The 1839-nt window shown below is 67.0% G+C and carries 3 protein-coding genes; all 3 read left to right on the top strand.

The genetic code is table 11. The features are described from left to right. A partial coding sequence (locus tag AC1DJT_RS36530) for a DUF192 domain-containing protein (protein ID WP_476836041.1) occupies positions 1-309 on the top strand: 309 nt, incomplete at its 5' end. A gap of 251 nt (positions 310-560) precedes the next feature. Further along, on the top strand, positions 561-1199 hold the full coding sequence (locus AC1DJT_RS36525; RefSeq protein ID WP_476836040.1) for a transglutaminase-like cysteine peptidase: 639 nt from the start codon (positions 561-563) through the stop codon (positions 1197-1199). A gap of 83 nt (positions 1200-1282) precedes the next feature. Further along, on the top strand, positions 1283-1839 hold a 557-nt coding region (locus tag AC1DJT_RS36520), incomplete at its 3' end, for a hypothetical protein (RefSeq protein ID WP_476836039.1).

The raw sequence follows: 1839 nt of genomic DNA, 5'->3' as shown, positions 1-1839 counted from the left end.
CCCGATCAGCGAGCGCGTGGCCTGATGCACCGCAATTACCTGCCGCCGGACCGCGGCATGCTGTTCGATTTCGGCCAGGTCGAGCCGGTCGCGATGTGGATGCAGAATACCTTCATCCCGCTCGACATGCTGTTTATCCGCGCTGATGGAACCGTCGTGCGTATCGCCGCGCAGACCGAGCCGCTCTCGACCCGTACGATACCTTCAGGCGAGCCGGTGCTCTCGGTCCTTGAGATCAATGGCGGCATCGCCGCCAAGCTCGGCATCAAGCCTGGCGACAAGGTGGAGCATCCGCTCTTCAAGCGGTGAGGCGGTTTTTCGCGCGCAGGGCAGCGTTGCGATCGTCCCTCGAAACCGGTMGGCCAGGCCTGTATTCCTCCTGCATTCCTGGTGAACGCGCGGGCTGTGACGGCCACCGCATGAAGGGCGTCGCGCCGTCGAAGCTCTGTGGATTGCGGAAGAAATCTGGCGGCGAATCACAGAATTGCCCACTTCCTTAATCAAAGGCGGTCATCCCGGATTTCATCCCCGCTACCCAGCACGCTTGCGAAGGACGGATCATGACGACACGTGCCGTGGTCGCAACGCTAGCGATGTGCGTTGCGCTGATCACCGGAGGCCGCCCGGATGACGCCCATGCCGAGCAGATCGCGGCCGCGACTCGGGGGCGCGCCTCGCCACCAGCTGCGTTCCTCACCTTCTGCGCGAAGAATCCGGCGGAATGCGCACGATCGGGGCCTGTGGTGCGTAGCGTCTCGCTTTCTCCCCAGCGCCACGGTGAGCTGCAGGAAGTGAATGCGCATGTGAATGCGACCATTCAGGAGGTCTCCGACCTGGCGCATCATGGTCAGGAAGATGTCTGGAGCATACCGGCGGATGGTCGAGGCGATTGCGAAGATTTTGCGCTCCTGAAGCGCAAGCTGCTGATCCAGCGCGGTTGGCCGTCATCGGCGCTGCTGATGACGGTTGTCGGAACGCCCGAGGGGGAGGGCCATGCCGTGCTGACGGTGGTGACCGATTCGGGAGATTTCGTTCTGGACAACAAGAGATCGCGCATCCTGCTCTGGTCGCAAACAGGCTATGTCTTCTTTAGCCGGGTGGCGCAGGCCAATCCGCGCCAGTGGGAATCGATCGACGGCGGGAATGCGAGATTCACCGCAGCGACGCGACACGGGTTCCATCCTCAAGCCGGCCGTTAGCCGCCAGACAGCAAACGCCCCGGAGTGACCCGGGGCGTGTCTCGTTTCACATGCTCTGAAGACACTGGCGGTTACCGGCCACCGTGGTTGCCGCCATTGCCACCGCCTTGACCGCCGCCATTGCCGCCACCGTGGCCACCGCCATTGCCGCCGCCCTGGCCGCCGCCATTGCCGCCACCCTGGCCACCGCCATTGCCGCCACCCTGGCCACCGCCATTGCCGCCGCCGTGGCCGCCGCCATTGCCGCCGCCGTGACCGCCGCCATTGCCGCCACCCTGGCCACCGCCATTGCCACCACCGTGACCGCCGCCATTGCCGCCACCCTGGCCACCGCCATTGCCACCGCCGTGACCGCCGCCATTGCCGCCGCCATCGCCGCCGCCATTGCCACCGCCGTGGCCGCCACCATTGCCACCGCCGTGGCCGCCGCCATTGCCGCCACCGTGACCGCCGCCATTGCCACCGCCGTGGCCGCCACCATTGCCGCCGCCGTGGCCGCCACCATTGCCGCCACCGTGACCGCCGCCATTGCCGCCACCGTGACCGCCGCCATTGCCGCCGCCGTGGCCGCCACCATTGCCGCCACCGTGACCGCCGCCATTGCCACCGCCGTGGCCGCCACCATTGCCGCCGCCGTGAC

The sequence above is a fragment of the Allobosea sp. 05T422_2 genome, from assembly GCF_056396265.1.
The sequence above is the reverse complement of the archived record's forward strand: the minus strand, read 5'-3'. Positions and strand labels throughout refer to the sequence as shown.

What these genes read in the sequence shown, in the direction of transcription:
- AC1DJT_RS36525 (WP_476836040.1), top strand. Translation starts at nt 561, where the DNA reads ATGACGACACGTGCCGTGGTCGCAACGCTAGCGATGTGCGTTGCGCTG.